At 43.9% G+C, this 20798-nt stretch carries 18 protein-coding genes and 1 pseudogene; 9 read left to right on the forward strand and 10 right to left on the reverse strand.

The features are described 5' to 3' along the window. Positions 1-66: 66 nt before the first annotated feature. A pseudogene (locus V6M43_RS04325) lies at positions 67-972 on the forward strand (LacI family DNA-binding transcriptional regulator); the annotation flags it as partial. Here V6M43_RS04325 and V6M43_RS04330 read toward each other — a convergent pair. After that, positions 892-1485 carry a hypothetical protein gene (locus tag V6M43_RS04330; RefSeq protein WP_332732805.1) on the reverse strand — a complete coding sequence of 198 codons (594 nt, stop codon included), beginning with the start codon at positions 1483-1485 and terminating at the stop codon, positions 892-894. The pseudogene V6M43_RS04325 and the gene V6M43_RS04330 overlap by 81 nt on opposite strands. A gap of 159 nt (positions 1486-1644) precedes the next feature. Here V6M43_RS04330 and V6M43_RS04335 point away from each other — a divergent pair, with 159 nt between their 5' ends. Beyond that, entirely contained in the window at positions 1645-4947 is a 3303-nt protein-coding gene (locus V6M43_RS04335; protein WP_332732806.1) for a S41 family peptidase, read from the forward strand. A gap of 142 nt (positions 4948-5089) precedes the next feature. Further along, a complete protein-coding gene (locus V6M43_RS04340; protein WP_332732807.1) occupies positions 5090-6214 on the forward strand; it encodes a hypothetical protein in 1125 nt (374 codons plus the stop codon). An 8-nt stretch (positions 6215-6222) separates the two neighbouring features. Here V6M43_RS04340 and V6M43_RS04345 read toward each other — a convergent pair whose 3' ends face one another. After that, positions 6223-7314 carry a class I SAM-dependent methyltransferase gene (locus V6M43_RS04345; protein ID WP_332732808.1) on the reverse strand — a complete coding sequence of 364 codons (1092 nt, stop codon included), beginning with the start codon at positions 7312-7314 and terminating at the stop codon, positions 6223-6225. 56 nt (positions 7315-7370) lie between these two features. Continuing rightward, positions 7371-10160, reverse strand: coding sequence for a leucine--tRNA ligase (leuS, locus tag V6M43_RS04350; RefSeq protein ID WP_332732809.1), 2790 nt, complete (start codon positions 10158-10160; stop codon positions 7371-7373). Positions 10161-10358: 198 nt separating this feature from the next. On the opposite strand from leuS, the gene V6M43_RS04355 reads away from it, so the two are divergent. From V6M43_RS04355 to V6M43_RS04375, 5 genes are all read left to right on the forward strand, one after another. Next, positions 10359-11231 carry a cell division protein FtsX gene (locus V6M43_RS04355; RefSeq protein ID WP_332732810.1) on the forward strand — a complete coding sequence of 291 codons (873 nt, stop codon included), beginning with the start codon at positions 10359-10361 and terminating at the stop codon, positions 11229-11231. 88 nt (positions 11232-11319) lie between these two features. Continuing rightward, on the forward strand, positions 11320-11583 hold the full coding sequence (locus V6M43_RS04360; RefSeq protein ID WP_052323782.1) for a DUF3098 domain-containing protein: 264 nt from the start codon (positions 11320-11322) through the stop codon (positions 11581-11583). Positions 11584-11590: 7 nt separating this feature from the next. Next, on the forward strand, positions 11591-12412 hold the full coding sequence (locus tag V6M43_RS04365; RefSeq protein ID WP_332732811.1) for an undecaprenyl-diphosphate phosphatase: 822 nt from the start codon (positions 11591-11593) through the stop codon (positions 12410-12412). Between the two features lie 12 nt (positions 12413-12424). After that, the gene (locus tag V6M43_RS04370) at positions 12425-13753 is read left to right on the forward strand and encodes an MFS transporter (protein ID WP_332732812.1); all 1329 of its coding nucleotides are present in this window, start codon (positions 12425-12427) and stop codon (positions 13751-13753) included. Then, entirely contained in the window at positions 13734-14627 is an 894-nt protein-coding gene (locus tag V6M43_RS04375; protein ID WP_332732813.1) for an MBL fold metallo-hydrolase, read from the forward strand. The genes V6M43_RS04370 and V6M43_RS04375 overlap by 20 nt, the downstream gene beginning before the upstream one ends. Positions 14628-14634: 7 nt before the next feature. Here V6M43_RS04375 and V6M43_RS04380 read toward each other — a convergent pair whose 3' ends face one another. Both V6M43_RS04380 and V6M43_RS04385 read right to left on the reverse strand, forming a co-directional pair. After that, a complete protein-coding gene (locus V6M43_RS04380; RefSeq protein ID WP_332732814.1) occupies positions 14635-15432 on the reverse strand; it encodes a DUF3108 domain-containing protein in 798 nt (265 codons plus the stop codon). Between the two features lies 1 nt (position 15433). Beyond that, entirely contained in the window at positions 15434-16477 is a 1044-nt protein-coding gene (locus V6M43_RS04385; RefSeq protein ID WP_332732815.1) for a hypothetical protein, read from the reverse strand. Positions 16478-16496: 19 nt separating this feature from the next. On the opposite strand from V6M43_RS04385, the gene ruvC reads away from it, so the two are divergent. Next, entirely contained in the window at positions 16497-17066 is a 570-nt protein-coding gene (gene ruvC / locus V6M43_RS04390; protein ID WP_332732816.1) for a crossover junction endodeoxyribonuclease RuvC, read from the forward strand. A 12-nt stretch (positions 17067-17078) separates the two neighbouring features. Here ruvC and V6M43_RS04395 read toward each other — a convergent pair whose 3' ends face one another. The 5 genes from V6M43_RS04395 to V6M43_RS04415 all read right to left on the reverse strand — a co-directional run bounded on the left by V6M43_RS04395 (position 17079) and on the right by V6M43_RS04415 (position 20772). Beyond that, positions 17079-17636 carry a hypothetical protein gene (locus tag V6M43_RS04395; RefSeq protein ID WP_332732817.1) on the reverse strand — a complete coding sequence of 186 codons (558 nt, stop codon included), beginning with the start codon at positions 17634-17636 and terminating at the stop codon, positions 17079-17081. Positions 17637-17880: 244 nt separating this feature from the next. Next, entirely contained in the window at positions 17881-18279 is a 399-nt protein-coding gene (locus V6M43_RS04400) for an HIT family protein (RefSeq protein ID WP_332732818.1), read from the reverse strand. After that, a complete protein-coding gene (locus V6M43_RS04405) occupies positions 18276-18983 on the reverse strand; it encodes a hypothetical protein (protein ID WP_332732819.1) in 708 nt (235 codons plus the stop codon). The genes V6M43_RS04400 and V6M43_RS04405 overlap by 4 nt, the downstream gene beginning before the upstream one ends. A gap of 144 nt (positions 18984-19127) precedes the next feature. Next, positions 19128-19601, reverse strand: a complete 474-nt coding sequence (gene greA / locus V6M43_RS04410; RefSeq protein ID WP_332732820.1) for a transcription elongation factor GreA — start codon at positions 19599-19601, stop codon at positions 19128-19130. A gap of 172 nt (positions 19602-19773) precedes the next feature. Then, on the reverse strand, positions 19774-20772 hold the full coding sequence (locus tag V6M43_RS04415) for a DUF1735 domain-containing protein (RefSeq protein ID WP_332732821.1): 999 nt from the start codon (positions 20770-20772) through the stop codon (positions 19774-19776). Positions 20773-20798 lie beyond the last annotated feature (26 nt).

The raw sequence follows: 20798 nt of genomic DNA on the forward strand, positions 1-20798 counted from the left end.
CGTTTGTTGTGTACAAGTTACATATTAGAACAATATTACTGAAATTTACCAATAAATTCCTTATTTGTGCCAAGACCCACAATTAAAGATATAGCTATACGCCTCAATATCAATCCCTCCACCGTTTCACGGGCTTTAAGAGGCCATCCTGACGTAAGTGCCCGCTTACGTGAATCGATCCGGGAAGTTGCTGATAAACTCGGGTACCGTCCAAATCATATGGCCATCAACCTTCGAAGGGGAAATAGCCATACTATAGGTCTTATAATTCCGGAGATCTCTCCTTTCTTTTTTCCGTCGGTTATCAGGGCGGTAGAAGAAGTGACCCACGAAAAGGGATACAATCTCCTGATCCTTCATTCCAATGACAGCATAGACAGGGAAATAGAAAATGCAGAGATCTGTGCCAATATGGGGGTGGATGGCGTTCTCGTTTCCCTTTCGCGTCAGAGCCATGATATAGAACATTTTCAGGAACTGGAAGCTTCCGGTACACCGATCGTCTTTTTTGACAAGGTGCTTCCAGGATCCATTGCCCATAAAGTGGTTATTCCCGGTGAACAGGCTTCCAGGATGGCAGTGGAAAAACTTTGGAAAGATCAACCTTCTGCCAGCCGTATTCTTGGCATTTTTGGTGACCCCCGAATGTCTATCACTGACGACCGCATCAAAGGCTTCCGGAATAAACTCTCGGAACTGGGATATGCACTCGGGGAACCAGATATAGTCTTTGCATCAAATGCAGAAGAAGCAGGCGGTTTATTCCGTGAACAGTGGCAGGGTAACAACCGGCCCACAGCTGTTTTTGCTATGAGTGATGAGATCCTGGCAGGCATTATGCAAACGATATATGAATCTAAAATCCGCATTCCGGAAGAGCTTTATGTGATATCAATCAGCGATGGCGAGTTGCCGGGCTACCTTCCTTTCCGTATTCCTTATATACGAACCTCCGGATATGGGCTGGGAAAGGCTGCCGCCCTGCTCCTGCTCCAGCTGATCATGAAAATGCCCCTTCTTCCCGATACCCATTTCCTTGACGTGGAGCTGGTTCAATGAACGCTGCCTTACCAGCTTTGCCGATAACAGGTTTGCAAAAGCCTCGAAATAAAGGATCACATCCTCCCGAACATTCCGCTTTAGCCACCGGAAACCGCCGGGAAGCCAATCCAACACCTCCCGGTCTTCGAGGTATTCAATGTTGTGGATATCGGTGGGTGTAAGCCCTAGTTGCTGCAACCGGGTCATTAAGAGTCCTAAAGGAGCGGAGGTGACCGGGCAAAACTCCTCTGCCAGTTCGGTCCATTCACCCGTGCCGTTATGGGCATGCCGGAGAATCTCTTCCTTACTGAGGTCCGTCACTACCTGCAGTAAATTGCCACAATTGCATCCCCCATGATGACCCCATGAATAATAAACGCCGCTCCGAAGCCGGTCCGCAGTTTGTCGCAATGCCCTTATCAACTCCTGGTTTGGAAATGCCATAATCCTAATTTTATATGAATTTCTGAAAGCCGGCCCTCGCCTGCTTCATTTGTTTAAGTAATGATTCTGCCACTCATAATCTTTTTAGAACGATTGTGAAAGCGCTGCACTTCATTGCCCGGTTCACCTATAACTTTAATAGTACTAAACAGCTGAAATATGAAATCGTTATTATCTGCCCTGCTTTTTTTTATGGCATTGGCACCTGCCCTTGGCCAGGAGAACCCATTGTGGATGCGATACCCTGCTATCAGTCCGGATGGTAAAACAATTGCATTTGGTTACAAAGGCGATATTTACCGGGTTGATGCAAGCGGTGGTGTGGCCGTTCCGCTCACTATTCACGAGGCACATGATATGATGCCGGTATGGAGCCGTGATGGAAAGACCATAGCTTTCTCTTCAGACCGGCATGGAAATTTCGATGTTTTCTCCATGCCTGCAACAGGCGGTACTCCTACCCGCCTCACCTGGCATAGCGCTCCTGATTATCCCTATGATTTTACACCCGACAATAAGGAAGTGATTTTTGGAAGCGCACGGAATATTCCGGAAAAGAATATCCGTTTCTATAGTCCGAGGCTTTTCATGAATCTCTATTCAGTTTCGGTTAATGGTGGACGTAATAAACTTATTACATCCGCCGGAATGGAATTTGCCCGTTATAACAGCAAGGGAAACCAAATCGTATTCCAGGACAGGAAAGGCTATGAAGATGCATGGCGCAAACATCATAACTCATCTGTAACCCGTGATATCTGGATCATGGAGACCACAGGAAAAACATTTCGCCAGATAAGCGGCTATGAAGGAGAAGACCGTGAACCTGTTTTTAGCAAGGATGACGAGTTTGTTTATTACCTGAGTGAAAAAAATGGTTCGCAGAATATTTATAAAACACCTGTACGAAATAAAATGGCAGAGCAGCAGATTACCCAACTGCAAAGGCATCCGGTAAGGCATCTGAGTATTGGAGGAGACAATACACTTTGCTTCACCTACGATGGTGAGATCTATACACTAAAAGAGGGTGCAGCACCCACCAAAGTACCGATCCAGATATTCAATGATGGACGTGCAGGAGTGGAAAAAAATGTTTCCATCAATGGTAATGTTACACAATTTGAACTATCACCAAATGGAAAAGAGATCGCCTTTGTTACACGCGGTGAGATCTTTGTAACGAGCGTGGAAGGAGTACAGACGAAAAGAATCACCAATACTCCCCAGCAGGAGAGAATGGTTCAGTGGAGCCCCGATGGAAGAAGCCTGATTTATGCTGCTGAGCGAAATGATAACTGGGATATATATAAGGCAACGATTAGCAGAAAAGAAGAACCCTATTTCTATGCATCCACCGTTATTAATGAGGAACCGCTGATTGCAACCGAGGAGGAAGAATACCAGCCAAAATTTTCGCCGGATGGAAAAGAGATCGCTTATGTGGCAGAGAGAAACATCCTCAAGGTGTATAATACTGTCAGCAAGAAAACCCGGACCTTATTACCAGTAGGACGAAATTATTCCTATGCGGATGGAGACTGGAATTTCAATTGGAGTCCGGATGGAAAGTGGATCATTTCCGATGATGGAGAAGGCAACTGGTTCACAGGTAATATGGCACTGATCAAAGCCGATGGTTCTAACGGTATCATGCATCCGCTCAAGAGTGGTTTCGGGCAGGGCAATATGAAATGGTCACAGGATGGCAAGGTGCTGACATGGGTAAGTTCAAGGGAAGGCCGCAAATCGCTGGCCATGCAGGGAAGCCGGGAAGTGGATATCTATGCAGGTTTCCTTGACCAGGAACTCTATGATAAATTCAAACTCAGCAAAGAAGAGTATGCACTTCTGAAAGAGAAAGAAGATAAAGAAAAAGAGGAAAAACAAAAATCTGAGAAGAGTGATTCGGCAAGCGATAACGCAAAGAAAGATAAAAATAAAAAGCAGGATAATAAAGTTCCTTCGCCTGAGAAACCTTCCTGGACACCCCTGGTTGATAATCTTGAGAACAGGGTGGAGAGACTCACCATTAATTCATCCACTATTGCTGATTATGTGGTAAGTAATGATGGCAGTAAGATCTTTTATCTCGCTTCATTTGAAAAAGGCTATGACCTCTGGGTAACAGAACCGCGCACCAGGGAAACAAAGATCCTCGCTAAACTCGGTGGAACGCCGAGTGGAATCAGGGTAAGCAAGGATGGTAAATCATTATTCGTAACCAATAAAGGTTCCCTTGTAAAAGTTGATGATGCAGGTAAGGTAACGCCAATCTCCATTAATGGCGAAATGGTACTGAATGCGTATAAGGAACGGGAATACATTTATGATCATACCTGGAGACAGGTGCAAAAGAAATTCTATGATCCTTCCATTCATGGTATCGACTGGAAAGGTTTAAAAACCGATTATGCAAAATTCCTTCCGCATATAGCTAACAACTATGACTACCAGGAACTGTTGAGTGAATTATTAGGGGAACTGAATGCTTCCCATACTGGTGGCCGTTATTCACCACAGGCGCAGAATCCGGATGCCACTGCAGTTTTAGGTTTGCTTTATGATGAAACTTCAACGGGCGATGGATTGAAAGTTACAGAGGTTATTGAAGGCGGTCCTCTTGATAAATCAACCAGTAAGCTAAGAGCAGGCATGGTGATTGAAAAGATCGATGGAGAAGCTATCAGTGATAAAAATGACTGGGCGGCCCTATTGAACCGTAAGGAAGGAAGGAACACACTGCTGCACGTATATGATCCTTCAACAGGCAAGCGGTGGGAAGAAACGGTTAAGCCCATCAGTTTCAACGATGAAGCAACCCTCATGTATAAGCGCTGGGTGAAGAAGATGGACGAAATGGTCAACAAGCTAAGTGGTGGAAAAGTTGGTTATGTACATGTACAGGGAATGAATGACGGAAGTTTCCGTAACACCTTTGATGCTGTGCTGGGAAAGAATTTTGACAAGGAGGCATTGGTGGTTGACACACGTTTTAATGGTGGCGGCTGGCTGCATGACGACCTTTATACTTTTTTAAGTGGAAAAAAATACCTGGATTTCGCTCCACAGGGAAATCGCCTGAAAGATGGTGAGCCAATGGGCCGGTGGTCAAAGCCAAGTTGTGTTGTGATGAGTGAAAGCAATTATAGTGATGCATTCATCTTCCCTTATGTTTATAAGCAAAATGGAGTTGGTAAATTAATTGGGATGCCGGTACCCGGAACAGGAACAGCCGTATGGTGGGAGCAACAGATTGATCCAACCATTGTATTCGGCATACCTATGGTTGCTACAATTGGCAAAGAGGGCCGGCCAACCGAAAACCTGCAGTTAGAGCCGGATATTCGGGTACCCTTATCATATGAAGATTTCCTGAATGGTCGCGATCCACAAATCGAAACAGCTGTTAAGGAAATGTTGAAGACCGTTGAGGAGAATAAGGGGAAGAAAGCCTTTTAGAGGTAAGAGGTAAGAGGTAAGAGGTAAGAAGTAAGATTTGGAGGTAAGATTTGGACCGGACTAATGTCCGGTCTTTTTTTATGATATTGTTTATACTAGTTATCAGAACCACTCGTTAGCTTAGCATGGAAACAATCGCAACATGAAGCAACTCTGCCTGGTCTTTTCACTAATGCTGTTTACCACCCTTTGCAGCAATCTTTTTGCTCAGAATATTACGGGTGTGTGGAGGGGGAAGATCAATGGCAGTAATACGGAGATCAAGCTGATCAAAAGCGGCGATAACCTTGTGGGTGTTGCATATTATTATCACAACAGGAATGCTTTCAAAAGATACAGTATAAAAGGTCATTTTGATCCTGCTACCAATTCAGTTATCTGGTGGGATGAAATGCTGTTGGAAGAAAAGGGTAAAAAAGGATTATTGCAGATCAGCGCCGACCCTGCAGCCCAATTGATGGTGGCTGATTTCAATTGTCCGGGTGGTGAAGAGATGTACCTTGATGGTGAGAGTTCCAACCGCGACAATAAATCCATTCGCAATGGTTCCGTTCAGTTGGAGAAAAGAAAAAAACCTTTATTCCCCGATGAATGGGATTTCATCATTGACAATTATCTGGTGGGTACCAATGATCCTGAATTAATTGACAGCATCAGCAATATGGGAATCGGGTCGAAGATACCGGAAGAACCTTCCCTTGATGCGGTTGCCATTAAACCCGGCGCACAAAAAAATGATGGCACCGCACCTGTAGTCACAGCTCCGGCTTCATCAACACCTGCAGTAACAACACCTGCAGTAACAACAACAGTAATAACCCCTCCCCCAACGGTAAAACCCGACACAGTTGAAACCCAGGTTGTGGCCGCACCTGCCAAACCGACCCCTTCGGTAAATGAAACAAAATTCACAGCGCGTAAAAACGTACTGCAAACAGTTATTCCGATTACTGCCCAAACAATTGAACTGCGCTTTTATGATAATGCCCAGGTGGATGGTGATTCAATTGCATTATTCCTGAATGGCAAATTATTGTTTCAACATATCCGGCTTACTGATCAACCCTATACTATACGTCTGAATGCCGACGAACTGGGTGAAGACAATGAATTGGTGATGGTGGCAGAAAATTTGGGAAGTATTCCTCCGAACACTTCCCTGATGGTTGCAATTGTTGGTGACAAGCGATACGAGGCACGTCTCTTTGCCAATGAGCAAAGTAGTGCCATGGTAAGGATAATGCGGCCAAAGCCAGGTGAACAATAATCAGCCCATTATTTCCTGATTTCGAATACCCTGTTAAATGGCGCATCCGTTGCTCTCCTGAACCGGGTGAATCCTGCTTTACGGGCCACTTCTTCCAATGCAGAATCCGATGCAACTGTGCCCAGCACATAACCTCCTGAAGCCATTGCATTTGGTGAACAACAAAGTACTGAGGCTCCGGAATAAACCCTGCCAACCGGGTTGAAATTTTCTTCTGCCTGTTTGCCTGCCATTGGTTCAATTACCATGATGGTACCATCATTATCAAGGCATTGATATGCATGTTTCAATGCGCCAACGGGGTCGCCCATATCATGCAGGCAATCAAAATAACAGATCAGGTCAAAGGAATGATCAGGAAAATCCTGCGCGGAGGCGGTCTGGAATTTTACGTTGGGAATCTTCTCGCCGGATGCATGGGCCTTAGCCTTTTCAATGGAAGGCCCATGATTGTCGTAGCCGGTGAAAACAGCATTAGGAAATGCTTTCGCCATGATCATTGTAGAAGCTCCATGGCCGCATCCAATGTCAGCTACCATAGCTCCCTTCTGCAACTTTTCTACCACTCCATCCAATGCGGGAAGCCAGTCGTGCACCAGGTTTCCGGTATAACTGGGCCGGAAGAATCTTTCTGTTCCTTCAAAAAGATCATGATGGTGTTCGCCCCAGAGCATACCTTCTCCGGTCTGGAAAATGGTAGTAATTCTCTCCTCTGCTTTCTGAAGGGAACTTACTACCTGGAACCCACCAGCAACATAGAATGGACTTTCGGTGTCAGTTAATGCAATAGCATGCTCGTCGGGGAGGGAATATTTGCCTGTTTCAGGATCGTAATCAATGTAGCCGCCAGCTGCCTGGTTGATCAGCCATTCCCGAACATAGCGTTCAGTGGTACCGGTCTTTTTTGCTAGGGTCTCTGAATTCATCGGGCCTTCAAAAGCCATGGCTTTGTAAAGGCCCAGTTTGTCGCCAATAAAGCTCAGCGTAGTGCTGAATGCGGCGCCAAAATCGGATACAACTCTTTCTAAAAACTTCTCCATCCGAGCCTGGTTCAGCGCGGGAGAAGTTGACGTACTGGGGTTAACTTCGGCTGTTTCCATTTTAATGAATTTTATGAAAAGAACTGCCTTAAAGTTACGCAATTTCAACCCCTTCTCTACACTACCACATTGATCATTTTGTTTTTTACATAGATTATCTTCTTCGCTGGTTTACCTTCCAGCCACTTAATGACGGTATCATCTGCCATCACAAGGCTCTCAACCTGCTGTTGGTCGGCGTCAAGGGCAATGGTAATTTCAGTCCTGGTTTTACCATTTATAGCAACCGGATATGCCTTTGCTGATTCCTTTACAAATTCTTCTTTGAAGATAGGGAAGCTTGCATCCAGAACGCTTCCTTCATTCCCGATCTGATGCCATAATTCTTCACTGACATGAGGTGCATAAGGCGTAAGCAGAATGAGCAATTGCTCAAGTACTGCTTTCTTGCGACATTTCAGATCATTGAGTTCATTAACACAGATCATGAAAGAACTTACAGCAGTATTGAAAGAAAATCTTTCAGTATCCTCTTCAATTTTCCGAATGGTCTTATGTAATATTTTAAGTTCTGCAGCTGTAGGTTCGGATTCTGTTAACAGTAAACCTTTTTCCTCGTCAAAAAAAAGTCTCCATAATTTTTTCAGGAAACGATGGACCCCTTCAATGCCTTTTGTATCCCATGGCTTGCTGACTTCAACCGGCCCAAGGAACATTTCATACATACGGAAAGTATCGGCTCCAAATCTTTCAACGATATGATCCGGATTGACCGTATTGAATTTTGACTTGGACATCTTTTCCACTTCGCTGCCGCATATGTACCTGCCATCTTCAAGTATGAATTCAGCAGCAGAACAATCCGGTCTCCAACCCCTGAATGCATCTATATCAAGTTCATATCCATCAACAATATTGACATCAACATGGATCTTATCAACAGGTTTACCCTGGTAAGTTTCTTCATTACTCAGCAAGCCTTTTGAGATATATGTTTGGGATCCGTGGAGGCGATATACAAAGCGGCTGCTACCCTGTATCATTCCCTGGTTCACAAGTTTCCTATAGGGCTCATCAAAACCAAGGTATCCGAGGTCATACAAGGCTTTGGTCCACATACGGCTATACAGGAGATGCCCCACTGCATGCTCTGTTCCTCCAATATATATATCAACCTGCCCCCAATAGTCGCTGACTTTGCGATCGCAGAATGCAGCATCATTTTGCGGATCCATATAACGCAGGAAATACCAGGAAGAGCCGGCATAGCCAGGCATAGTATTGGTTTCAAGTTCCCTTGCTACCCATTCCGGAATATTGGCAAGCGGGCCCTCACCTTCCGGACCAGGCTTATAACTATCAACATGTGGCAGTTCCAGGGGAAGTTCCGATTCAGGCAAAGAAATGGCTACGCCATCCTTCCACTTTATGGGGAATGGTTCACCCCAATAACGCTGCCGGCTGAATGCTGCATCGCGCATACGGAAGTTTACCTTGCGTTTGCCGATACCCATCAGCTCTATCTTCTCATTTACGATCTGAATGGCTTCGCGCATCTGAACACCTGTAAGAAAATCACTGTTCATTAATAAAGCATCCTTGGTTGGATTGGCTTCCTTCCCATCATAGAATTCTCCGATAATGTTAGTGATGGGAATATTGAAATGCTCGGCAAATTTATGGTCTCGCTCATCTCCACAAGGGACAGCCATGATAGCGCCCGTGCCATAACCGGCAAGTACATATTCTGATATCCAGATTGGGATCTCGCGGCCATTGAATGGATTGATAGCATAGGAACCTGTAAACACACCGCTGATCTTTTTCTCAGCCATACGCTCCCTTTCACTCCGGCTTTTCACATAATCAAGATATGCATCAACATCGTTTGCCTGTTCTGTTGATTTCAGGGATTCCACGATTTCCAGTTCTGGTGCAACAACCATAAAGTCAACTCCAAAAATGGTATCAGGACGGGTTGTGTAAACCCTGAGTTTGGAGGATGGTGCATTACTTCCCGCTCCGGAAAGTTTTACTTCGAAATCAATTTCTGCACCATAGCTTTTGCCGATCCAGTTGGTCTGCATTTCTTTCATAGCATCAGAGAAATCGATCCGTTCCAAACCTTCCAGAAGGCGATCAGCATATTCCGTGATACGGAGATACCATTGCCGGAGTTTTTTCTTTACCACGGGATGTCCTCCCCTTTCACTCAATCCATTGATCACTTCGTCATTGGCAAGTACAGTACCAAGCGCTTCGCACCAGTTCACCTCACCATATCCACAATAAGCAAGGCGGTAATGCATGAGAACCTCCTGTTGGTATTTCTCGGTAAACGCTTTCCATTCGGTTGCCGAAAAAACAATTGAAGGTTCACCCGGACATATATGCGAAATATTTCCTTCTTTCTCAAATATCGAAACAAGCTGCTCAATTGGCTCGGCGCGGGAAAGCTGCCTGTTGTACCAGGATTTAAATAACTGAAGAAAGATCCACTGCGTCCAGCGGTAATATTCCGGTTCACAAGTTCTCACTTCGCGACTCCAGTCGAAACAGAAGCCTATATTATCAAGTTGCTTGCGGAAGGTTGCTATGTTCTGTTCTGTACTCAGGGCAGGATGAACACCATGTTCGATAGCATACTGCTCTGCCGGAAGTCCGAACGCGTCATAACCCATCGGGTGCAACACATTATACCCTTTAAGTCTCTTAAAGCGGCTGTAGATATCACTGGCAATATACCCGAGCGGATGACCTACATGCAATCCTGATCCACTTGGATAAGGAAACATGTCAAGCACATAACATTTCGGTTTATCCGAAATGTTGGATACCTGGTATGCATTGGATTCTTTCCATTGCTGCTGCCATTTTTTTTCGATCTGCCTGAAGCTGTAGTCCATTGATTTGTTGCTCGTTGATTGGTATTCGGTAAATTCCGCAAATGTGAAAACCAGCCTAAAATTGAGGGGATGCGTTCAAACCCGCAATAATACTGCTGGTCACAATCGTTTAGTGGGGCACAAAAATACAAACTGAACCGGTAAAACCGCTATTTTTGTCCCCATTGATACGGTACTAACCCACTGAAAATTGAAAACATGACGCAAATCGGAAAATCATCCGCAAAACGTTCCCAACCATCTTACTTCATGTCCATCCTGGGCGTTTCGCTGGTGCTCTTCATTCTTGGTCTGCTTGGCTGGATCGTGATCAATGCCAACAAACTGGGACAATACTTCAAGGAAAATGTGGAAGTAAGGGTATACCTGCGCGAAAATATCAGCGCTAAAGACAGTATTGCACTGGTACAATATATAGCAGATAAGCCATACGTAAAAGAATACGAATATGTTACCAAAGACCTGGCGCGTGACAAATTCATGGCAGATGGCAATGACGACTGGAAGAATATTCTTGATGCCAATCCCCTGCCGGCCAGTATCGATTTCAAGCTGCGTAACCAATATGTTCATTCCGATTCTCTTTCAGCCATTGCTACTGACCTGGAGCAGAATATCGGTGTAAACGATGTCCAATACCCGAAATCTCTGGTTGATAACCTTAACCAGAATGTTCAAAAAATCAGCCTTGTATTGCTTATCATCGCCATTGTTTTGTGCATAGTGGTGATCGTGCTTATTGATAATACCATCAGGCTGGCCATGTTCAGCAATAGATTTCTGATCAAAACCATGCAGATGGTAGGTGCTACCCGTGGATTTATTGCCAAGCCAATGGATATGAGGGCGATCATTAACGGTCTTTTTGCCGGACTCATTGCTGTTGCGGGAATTATTGCCCTTATCATTTTCGCTGAAAAGCAATTGCCAGAGCTTAAGGCCATGCGCGATATGACCTGGTTATTACTGCTTGGAGGAGGAATCATTATTCTGGGTATCCTGATATCTTTATTAAGTACACATCGCAGCGTAATCAAGTACCTGAAGATGAAGCTGGACGACCTTTACTAGAGGTAAGAGGTAAAACAGGTAAGAGGTAAAACAGGTAAGAGGTAAGAGGTAAGAAGTAAGATTTATATTGCAATATTTAAAATAAGTTATGTCGAAGAAAGCCACCAAAACCATTCACACCCACACTTCTGAAAGCTTGTTTGGGAAAGAGAACTATATTTTCATGATCGCTGGAATTGCAGTAATTGCATTGGGTATGCTCCTGATGGCAGGTGGTAAAAGTTCAGATGCCGGTGTATTTGACCAGAAAGAGGTTTATAGCACCACAAGGATCACAATCGCACCCATTCTTATTTTGGCGGGCCTCGCCCTGGAAGTGGTAGCGATCTTCAGGAAGCCAAAAAAAGCCTGATTACCACATGAGTATTTTTGAAGCCGTCATCGTTGCCATCGTTGAAGGATTGACGGAGTTCCTTCCCGTGTCCTCTACCGGCCATATGATCATTGCCAGCACATTGCTGGGCATACATAAAGAAGAATTTACCAAACTATTTGAAGTAGCCATACAATTGGGCGCAATACTGGCGGTTGTGGTACTCTATTGGAAGAAGTTTGTTGATTTCAAAAGTTTCAGCTTTTATATCAAGCTTGTGATGGCAGTGATACCGGCATTGGTATTAGGCTTCCTTTTTTCGGACCAGATTGACGCCATGCTGGAGAGTCCGCTTACAGTGGCTATTTCACTGCTTGTGGGCGGAATTGTTCTCATCTTTATTGACAGGTATTTTCAACATCCGCTGATCAGGGAAGAAAAAGATATAAGCATTGGCCGGGCCATGATAATAGGCGCATGGCAATGTATAGCAATGATACCTGGTGTGAGCCGTAGTGCCGCTTCTATCATTGGTGGTATGCAGCAAAAATTGTCAAGGAATGTTGCTGCAGAATTCTCTTTTTTCCTCGCTGTTCCAACCATGGCTGCCGCAACAGGATATTCACTTATCCTTAAAAACTGGCAGGCTGACGGTGGACGGGAACAGAAAGGATATGAAATGCTGCTTGCATCACCAGATAATATGATGGCATTCGCGGTAGGAAATATTGTTGCCTTTATTGTGGCGTTGCTTGCCATAAAATTTTTTATTGGCTTTCTCCAGAAACATGGATTCCGCTGGTTCGGTTACTACCGGATTGCAGCAGGGATAATTCTTCTTATATTGCTGTGGACGGGTATCATTTAACAAACCTCAAATATGGTTACTGCTCCCAAGAAAGTTATAAATGGCTGGGCAATGTATGATTGGGCAAACAGTGCCTATAACCTGGTCATCACCTCCACCATTTTCCCCGCTTATTTTGTTGCCATCAGTAGTACCGGAAACGGCAATGGTGACCATAAAGTCAACTTCTTCGGACGCGAATTTGTGAATACAGCCCTCATAGACTATGCACTTGCGGTGGTGTTCCTGATTGTGGCCTTCAGCTCGCCCATACTTTCTTCTATCGCTGATTATAAAAGAAACAAAAAAAGTTACCTGCGGGCATTTTGTTTTCTTGGTTCGGCAGCCTGTGTATCACTATTTTTCTTTACCCCCACGCGCATCGAATACGGTATCATCATGTTCGCCATCGCTGCCCTGGGCTATTGGTCCAGTATAGTGTTCTATAATTCCTATTTACCTGATATTGCTGCCCCTGAAGACCAGGACAGGATAAGTGCCAAAGGATTTGCACTGGGCTATATAGGAAGTGTATTACTGCAGATAATCTGCTTTGTTGTGATCCTGAAACCCGGTCTCTTCGGGCTGGATGAAACGGATAAAACCATCGGCGCAAGGATATCATTTCTGTTGGTTGGACTTTGGTGGTTTGGTTTCGCGCAGCTAACGCTTCGTGTGATGCCCGAGACCAGTAAGGAAGAAAGACAGGCCAAAAAACATGTTCTGGTGAATGGTTTTCATGAGCTGCAACTGGTATGGAATCAATTAAAACATATGCCTGCTCTGCGCCGTTTCCTGTTTGCCTTTTTCCTATATAGTATGGGGGTACAAACAGTAATGCTGGTAGCCGCCGGATTTGCCAAGAAGACCATATTCCCCAACCCGGATGACGAACCGAAATTGCTGATCACCATTATTCTTATACAGTTGGTAGCCATGGTGGGAGCAATCATAATGAGCCGGCTTTCGAAATATATTGGAAACCTGAATGTTCTTATTCTTTCAGTTATACTCTGGATCGGCATCTGTGTAGGAGGATATTTTGTTCAGACGCATATGCAGTTTTATTTTCTGGCCAGCGGAGTTGGATTGGTTATGGGGGGAATCCAGAGTATGAGCAGAAGTACCTATTCAAAATTGATCCCTGAAACAAAAGATACAACTTCCTTTTTCAGCTTTTACGATGTAACCGAAAAGATCGCAATTGTTATCGGCATCTTTACATTCGGCTATATGGAAGAGTTAACCGGGAGTATGCGCAATTCGATAGTAGCACTGGGTGTATTTTTTGTCTTAGGCCTATTTGCATTACTCTATACCAAAAAAGTTTACGATAAGCATTATGCGTCTATACACCATTGATACGGGAAATTTCAAACTTGATGGAGGAGCCATGTTCGGAGTTGTTCCAAAAACTATCTGGAACAAACTCAATGCAGCAGACGAGAACAATCTTTGCAGCTGGAGTATGCGATGCCTGCTGATAGAAGATGGTAAGAGGTTGATTTTGGTGGATAATGGAATAGGGGATAAACAGGATGCCAAATTCCTTGGACATTACCATCTACATGGCGAGGCAAGCCTTGACAGATCATTGGCAAAGCACGGATTTAACCGGGAAGATATAACTGATGTTATTCTGACACATCTGCATTTTGACCATTGTGGTGGAAGTATAATTCGTGTGGGCGAGAAATTGCTACCCGCATTTCCCAATGCAGTTTACTGGAGTAATGAAGAACACTGGACCTGGGCTGTTGAACCCAATGATCGCGAGAAAGCATCATTCCTGAAGGAGAATATTCTCCCCATTAAAGAAAGCGGACAACTACAATTCATTGACCTGCCCTATGCTAATGGAAGTTCCCGGAACAACTGGATGTCATCACCACCGGAGAATATTTTAAGAACTCCTTTTAATGAAAATATTGATTTACGGTTTGTAAGCGGACATACGAATTCCATGATGCTGCCACAGATCCGTTATAACGATAAGACCATTGTTTTTATGGCTGATCTCCTGCCCGCTGCCGCGCATATTCCGCTGCCATATGTGATGGCCTATGACATGTTTCCCCTTACCACACTTACTGAAAAGAGATTATTCCTTGAAGAAGCTGTCCGGAATGATTATATCCTTTTCTTTGAACATGATCCGCAAATAGAATGCTGTACATTACAACTTACAGATAGGGGTATACGCAGTCATGATGTTTTTACACTCGCGGAGCTCTGAGCGGGAATTAGTTCAACGATATTAAACTACTGAGCGGGTAACGCAGGTTTTTATAATTCATCATATCCACTTTTACGCTACCTACACTGATAGGACTTTCAATACGTAATGGAATCTTGTTTCCATCATCACTAACCCATACCACCATTTTCTCCCCCCCTTCAAAAATGGTTCCCTTCACCAATAGGGGTTTGAATTTAATGGCGCGGAACTTTCCATACTTCGTCTTAATAGTTTCCTTGCCCAGGTAACGGATATAAAGATTAAAAGTCTCATTATCGAGGAACATATTGAAGTAGATCTTATCCCCGGGCTTGTACTTGTTGAAATCGATATTCCTGGCATAATATATGGCACTAACCACATCCTGTACACAATCAGGAACATTGAATGTGCCTTCATTAGAAACGGCTTTATTTTTTGTATGGTCGAAATTTACCGTCTGGAATTTTTTATATCCACCTTCATCCACCTTACGAATAAAACGGTATGGTTGAAGGGAGGCAGTGTCAATAAAAGATTCGTAGCGATCACGCACTTTGAAAAAGCTATCGTAGAAGCTATAAGTTTTTCCATCCCCAATGAGATGATACACCGGCTTGCCATTTAGGTTAGTAAGGTTCACATTGAAACTTGCTTCACCAGCACCAATATATACCCCTGCAAGCGTATAGAAAACCTTATAAGTAGTAGATTCACCACCACGGAAGGCGATGTTACGAATACCACAAAATTCATTTACAGCATTCAGCTTAAGCGAAAAGAAAAGGGCCAGTAAGGTAGCAGTTATGGTACTAAACTTCATTTCAAATTTCATTTTTCGGGATCTCCCCAACCGGGGTATCCTTTTTATTCATAGGATTAAAGATCTTGATCCGGATGATCAGTAAACTGCCAATGAGTGCAGGTGTTACCAGGTTAATCAGCCACAGTGCGATGGAGGCAGTTACAATACCCAATGTATTTGAGCTGATCCATCCAAACAATTCAAGTGCCAGTTGACCTCTCAATCCCAGTTCTGCCAGAGCAATAGTGGGAATAACTGCGAGCATCAGGAACTGTACGCTGATCATCCAGCTTGAAACCCAGATCAATGATGTTACTTCAAAGCTTTGGAGCAGTAATATATACTGAATCACAAATACCGTATAGCGTATCATTGACCATCCGAGCACTCTTAACAAAATTCTAACCGGCAGGTGGTCAATCACCAACAATGCTTTACCCCATTTATCAACACCCGGAAGGCGTTCAAAAAGCCTGACGAGCCAGCTGATGCGAAGGTATACTAACAATAACAAAATGGTTGTTGTTGATAATACAAGACAAAGAACCCTGATCCATAAAGCATTTGATGACCAATAAGCGGGAGGATGAATTTCAAGGGCTCCAAAATATAATAACCAGAGCCCGGCTGTACCTGCCATCATAGTTACCAATAACTGACTGAAGCTGCCGATAAGGGTTAGTGAAACGGCTTGCAGCCTTTTATCATCAGGAAGGTAAAGGACGCGCCCCCCATACTCTCCGATCCTGTTAGGCGTATTCACGGCAAAAGCAACACCAGCAAGGGTTGCCTTCAGGGCACGCCATAATGAGAGATGATGCAGGGGTCGAAGCAGTTCCCGCCATTTTACTGCTTCAATACCCCAGTTTACAACCATGAGAAGTATAACGGCGGTTATTCGTGATTGTCCACCGCTATTTAATGATGTCTTAATATTGATCCAGGCCTGTGGAAGATCAGGTTGAGAGATCACCTGGTTATATATTGCCCATGTGAGCCAGAGGAATATTATTGGTCCCAGCCAGTAGTTGAGAAAGATTTTGATATTTTTGGTACTGATCATCCCCGATAAAAATAATCTCTTGTCAGTTAAGCACTCTAAAATAATTCTTGGAATAGATCCTGGTACCATTGTGATGGGCTATGGTATCCTGGCGATTAATGGTCAGCAACTGGAGTTGGTGCATATGAATGTGCTGAAACTGAATGCAAAAAAGGACCAGCACATCCGGCTGGAACTGATACATAGAAAAGTAGTGGAGTTGATAGCTGAATATAAGCCAACTACTTTCGCTATTGAAGCACCATTTTTCGGTAAGAATGTACAAAGTATGCTTAAGTTGGGGAGGGCGCAGGGGGTGGCAATAGCGGCGGCTATACAGGCGGGACTGGAAGTATGTGAATACTCACCCAAAAAAGTAAAGCAGTCCATCACCGGTAATGGAAATGCCGATAAGCACCAGGTATGGCAGATGTTACAGCGCATACTCACCATAACGGAAGTGCCGGAATATATTGACGCATCAGATGCCCTTGCAGTTGCCATTTGTCATCATTACCAGACCAGTTCAGTAATACCAGCCCTTCAGTCAAAGGCAAAGGGCTGGGACGACTTTATCAGGCAGAATAGCCATCGCATCAAGCAGCCATAAATTTCTGACCAGCTAAACAATAGTATCGGCCACTCCTTCATTCCCTGGAAGGTCAAAAACTTTCATGGAGATGGTACTTCCCTTCCATTGTTCATTAATTACAGTGGCGCAATATTCCCAGAATACTCCCCTTTCAGAAAAGGCCTTTCCTTTTTCAACCAGATTACCATGGGGGTCAAAAATTGAAATAGTGAGTTTAGCAACTGCAAAGTCGTCCTGTGGAGTAATAAATATCTTATCACCTGGCTGCCCTTTGTAATTTTTGGTATCGAAGCTCAGGATCCTGGGCGCTTTAAGAAAATCCTTTATTGCCAGGTTATTAATGTTTTGCCATAGCTCCATTTTTTTGGTATACCGAGCCCGAAGAGCAGGTGTACGCTTAACTTTTGCGGCATATTTTACTGCCTTTTTGAATTTAAGACGGTTTTCCAGCTGTGCTTTTGAGGGTTTTTTTCCTGAAGGAAGAGGCGCTTTATACACATGTGTGCTATTGCCTCTCCGGCGATAAATAAAACCGGCGATTTTGCCGACATGGCCAGCCAAAAAGGGATTATTTACATTTTTTGCCATAGAATATTGCTTTAAACATTAATAAAATAGCGGCTTTCAGCGTATGTTTCGAATATGCTTCGACAATACTGCGGCCACCGTATCGCCCCTATCCGTCGGAATGCCTCCGGATTTGAAAATACACGGCGCTGAAAACAACAGGCTATATTATATATTAATATTATTATATCCAATAAAATGGGGAGAACAGCCAAAAAAGAGGTGCCAAAAGCTGAAAAAACGATGTGAATGAAAAAAAGGGATGTTATAAATTCCTGTAATAAGCCAGGATTTTTTCCTGTGCTGTCTTAAGTTCATCTTCCGTTACAGTGATTTTGCCACGGGTGAAGTTGAGATCGTCGGCATTATTGATGGGGACAAGATGGAGATGCGCATGTGGAACTTCAATACCGATTACGGCAGAGCCTACGCGGTTGCAGGGAAAGGCCTGTTCTATGGCTTTGGCGATAGGTTTGGCGAATACAAGGATTTCGCTAAGGTAGGCGTCAGGTACTTCGTAGAACTTGTCAACTTCCATTTTAGGCACTACCAGAACATGCCCATGGGTTATGGGGAATACATCCAGAAAGGCGTAAAACTTGTCATTTTCGGCGATCTTATAGGATGGGATCTCGCCGTTGATAATCTTTGTGAATATTGTCATCTTGCTGTGATTGCTTTCAAATCAGCACCTAATGACATCGTTATTTTAATTTCCTGGGTTTGCCAGGTATCGAAGAATGGTTGCCAGCGCCCCATGCTGTAGAACATATCAAAGACTTCCCTTTCCAGGTTAGCTGTCCACAACTCGTCTTTCTCTTCCCACTCCACATTGGTTACCTTACCCGATGCATTGATGGTGAGTACAAAGTTATGGTGCCAGTTGGGAATGGCGTTGGATTTATAATAAGCTGCACTAAAATAATCTGCGAGTCGCTCTACACCGAACATATAAACGGGTTCAATTTTAACTGCATACCATCGTTTTAATTCCCGGATATCTGATTCTGTAAAGCCGGCAGGAATATGATCGAGCTCTATATTGAAGTCATCCCCTTTATGGGCAAAGACGCCATTAATTTGTTGGTTTTTATAATAATAAATGAATGGTTCCCGGTCATTCTTCCTTTCCAGCCTAACCAGAATTGTATCGCCATTACTAAAGAATATCCTTGGCCCGCTCACCATATCATTATTAAAACTGCATTGCATCACAGCGTTGCCTTTTTTGTCGAAGAACAGCCATTCTCCCTGCTTACGTCCCTGTTTGTCGATTGCATTGAGGTGGAGCCCATTCCATTTAATGGTACGCTGTGCCTGTATGCTTACAGGTATTATCAACAGAATAAATAATATGAAACGCAACATGGGTGCAAAGCTATCCACCCAATGTTATCTCAAAATGAAGCCAATGTTACCGGACTATTAATAAATTGTTATCGGGATATGGGCAAAAAAAGACGACCACCAGGGGTCGTCTTTAAGAAGAATATTTATGGCGTTTCGTTAGATCTATGCGGAAATGGCTTCCACTTTAAATTTCAGGATACCTGCGGGGGCTTTCACTTCTGCTATTTCGCCTATAGTTTTACCAAGTAATCCCTGCCCGATAGGTGAGGTTACGGATATTTTGCCTGATTTAAGATCGGCTTCTTTCTCTGAAACGATCTGGTAGGTAACGGTTTTCTTAGTAGCCATATTTGATACAGTTACCTTGGTAAGGATCGATACTTTACTTGTATCGATATCGGTGGCATCCAGGATACGGGCAAGGGCCAGATCGCTTTCCATTTTCTTGATCTTTGCTTCCAGCAAGCCCTGTGCTTCTTTAGCTGCATCATATTCTGCATTCTCTTTGAGGTCACCTTTTTCCCGTGCCTCCGCAATGGCCCTTGAAGCTGCGGGACGCTCCACCCCTTTCAGGTGCTGGAGTTCTACCTTCATCTGCTCGAGGGTCTCTTTTGATACATAAATTACATCTGTCATAGTTAACCTCCTTTGGTTAAAGTAAAAAAAAGTACAACGCCTTCAGCTGATGCGAAAGCGTTGCACTTAATTAAGTCAAAGATAGACAACTATGTTCTAACCACCAAGCAAGAGGGTTAAAAAAAGGGCCGTCTCTTGTATGAGACGGCCCAAAGAATGCCTTGATATTCAATTATCGTGAGCCGATATATTTCCAGGTATCATTCCAGGAAGACCGGATATGGGGAGCAGCCGGAACAACACTAGGCTGCAACATATGGAACTTGATATTTATAGTTCCATCCACATAACGATTTTCTCCGCTTTCATCAAGTACAGCTGCACGTGTATTAGCAGGAGTACCATAATAGTTACTAACCTTTACGATCTCATCTGTTTCCGGATCAAATTCCACCAACAGAGCAAAGGATCCATAACCACTGAGGCCGGTACCGCCACCAGTTGAGATAGGAACGATATAATCACCGAAAACGCTGTTATCATAAACTGCACATTCAGTAGGGCTCACAGTTATCAGGTGATATTCCTGACCAATACCATAAACCCCATTCAAAGCTACTGTGCTATGAACAAAAGCAGGATTGACAACATCGGTCATAGTACCGGTAACATCATAGATACCATCCCATTTGTTCTTAACACTGATCAGGACGATAACAGAATCCTTTCCGCTTGACAATTGATTGCCACCGGCTTCAGAAACTACATATGCGAAGGCATACTTGTGGGAGATATCCCACTTGGCACCGTTCAGCAAAATGGTAAGTTCCTTAGCGAAGTCGCCATTTGCATAATCCATCTGGAAACCATCCGCCGTTTTAACGATAGAGGAGTTTTCCTTGAAGGTGAAGATGCTGTCTGGCATTGCTTCAAAGCTCTCTCCATTCGCGTCATTGTACTCATCGATCATCTCCTGAGAGAATGTGAGTTTAATGGTGGATGGAGTGCTAAGAGCTGTTTGAGAATTGGCATCACGACGAAGACTGAAAAGGTCTACCGTTTTAACATCATCAAAGGGCGAGAAGAAAATTTTCTTCTCGGGAGCTTCCAATACTTTCACCAGCGTATTCCCTTCAGACCCCAGGGGGTTAGCTTCTTCCTTGATGCAGGAGGTCATAACCATTCCGGCAAAAAGAAAAGCGGCGATACTTTTTATTGATAAAAATTTCATGTTCGAGTCTTTTTTCTTTTTCAATT

This window comes from Flavihumibacter sp. (assembly GCF_036676075.1).
Taxonomy (GTDB): domain Bacteria; phylum Bacteroidota; class Bacteroidia; order Chitinophagales; family Chitinophagaceae; genus Flavihumibacter.

What these genes read in the sequence shown, in the direction of transcription:
- V6M43_RS04355 (WP_332732810.1), top strand. Translation starts at nt 10,359, where the DNA reads ATGACGCAAATCGGAAAATCATCCGCAAAACGTTCCCAACCATCTTAC.
- V6M43_RS04380 (WP_332732814.1), bottom strand. Translation starts at nt 15,432, where the DNA reads ATGAAGTTTAGTACCATAACTGCTACCTTACTGGCCCTTTTCTTTTCG.
- V6M43_RS04405 (WP_332732819.1), bottom strand. Translation starts at nt 18,983, where the DNA reads ATGTTGCGTTTCATATTATTTATTCTGTTGATAATACCTGTAAGCATA.
- greA (WP_332732820.1), bottom strand. Translation starts at nt 19,601, where the DNA reads ATGACAGATGTAATTTATGTATCAAAAGAGACCCTCGAGCAGATGAAG.
- V6M43_RS04370 (WP_332732812.1), top strand. Translation starts at nt 12,425, where the DNA reads ATGGTTACTGCTCCCAAGAAAGTTATAAATGGCTGGGCAATGTATGAT.
- V6M43_RS04360 (WP_052323782.1), top strand. Translation starts at nt 11,320, where the DNA reads ATGTCGAAGAAAGCCACCAAAACCATTCACACCCACACTTCTGAAAGC.
- V6M43_RS04375 (WP_332732813.1), top strand. Translation starts at nt 13,734, where the DNA reads ATGCGTCTATACACCATTGATACGGGAAATTTCAAACTTGATGGAGGA.
- V6M43_RS04340 (WP_332732807.1), top strand. Translation starts at nt 5,090, where the DNA reads ATGAAGCAACTCTGCCTGGTCTTTTCACTAATGCTGTTTACCACCCTT.
- V6M43_RS04415 (WP_332732821.1), bottom strand. Translation starts at nt 20,772, where the DNA reads ATGAAATTTTTATCAATAAAAAGTATCGCCGCTTTTCTTTTTGCCGGA.
- V6M43_RS04385 (WP_332732815.1), bottom strand. Translation starts at nt 16,477, where the DNA reads ATGATCAGTACCAAAAATATCAAAATCTTTCTCAACTACTGGCTGGGA.
- leuS (WP_332732809.1), bottom strand. Translation starts at nt 10,160, where the DNA reads ATGGACTACAGCTTCAGGCAGATCGAAAAAAAATGGCAGCAGCAATGG.
- V6M43_RS04365 (WP_332732811.1), top strand. Translation starts at nt 11,591, where the DNA reads ATGAGTATTTTTGAAGCCGTCATCGTTGCCATCGTTGAAGGATTGACG.
- V6M43_RS04400 (WP_332732818.1), bottom strand. Translation starts at nt 18,279, where the DNA reads ATGACAATATTCACAAAGATTATCAACGGCGAGATCCCATCCTATAAG.
- V6M43_RS04335 (WP_332732806.1), top strand. Translation starts at nt 1,645, where the DNA reads ATGAAATCGTTATTATCTGCCCTGCTTTTTTTTATGGCATTGGCACCT.
- V6M43_RS04345 (WP_332732808.1), bottom strand. Translation starts at nt 7,314, where the DNA reads ATGGAAACAGCCGAAGTTAACCCCAGTACGTCAACTTCTCCCGCGCTG.
- V6M43_RS04330 (WP_332732805.1), bottom strand. Translation starts at nt 1,485, where the DNA reads ATGGCATTTCCAAACCAGGAGTTGATAAGGGCATTGCGACAAACTGCG.
- V6M43_RS04395 (WP_332732817.1), bottom strand. Translation starts at nt 17,636, where the DNA reads ATGGCAAAAAATGTAAATAATCCCTTTTTGGCTGGCCATGTCGGCAAA.